The following is a 614-nucleotide window of genomic DNA, read 5'->3' on the forward strand; positions in this document are numbered from 1 at the left end:
CGGCTACCCGCCCCAGCCACCCCAGCCCGGCCCCTACGGCCAGCCCCCGCAGGGCTACGGCTACCCGCAGCAGCAGCCAGGACCGTACGGGCAGGTGGGCCCGTACCAGCAGCCGGGCCCGCCGATGCCGCCGCGGGGTGGGGGCAGCGGGAACAAGACGGTCGGCATCGTCGTGGGCGCGGTCGTGGCCTGCGCGGCGGTCGTCGGCGGGGTGCTGTTGTTCAACGGGGGCGACAGCGACGGCGATTCGGCCAAGGACAAGAAGAAGGACACCGTCGTCGGCGACACCGGCGGCCAGCAGGGTTCGGGCGGGACGGGTGGCACGGGTGGCACCGATGAAGAGCAGCCGCCGGTGACCGAGCCCGCCCAGCGGTACAAGCTGACGACGCCGCTGACGGTCGCGGGCGACTTCCAGCGCAAGGGCGAACCGAAGAACAGCACCGGCCGGGACGGCGAGGAGCCGACGGGCTTCACCACCGAAGGGTCGGTCTCGGCGGAGTACCACCAGGGAAACGCCAAGAGGCTCACGCTCGTCGGCGCGTACGGCACGTCCACCGACCCGGAGGGCAGCGTCGACTGGTACTTCCAGAAGATGCGCACGAGCGGGAGCGCCG

The 614-nt window shown here is 72.6% G+C and carries 1 pseudogene; it reads left to right on the top strand.

Going from position 1 to position 614, the window contains the following annotated elements:
- A pseudogene (locus tag KUM32_RS42915) lies at positions 1-614 on the top strand (hypothetical protein); the annotation flags it as partial.

Source organism: Streptomyces sp. AC627_RSS907 (genome assembly GCF_019049165.1).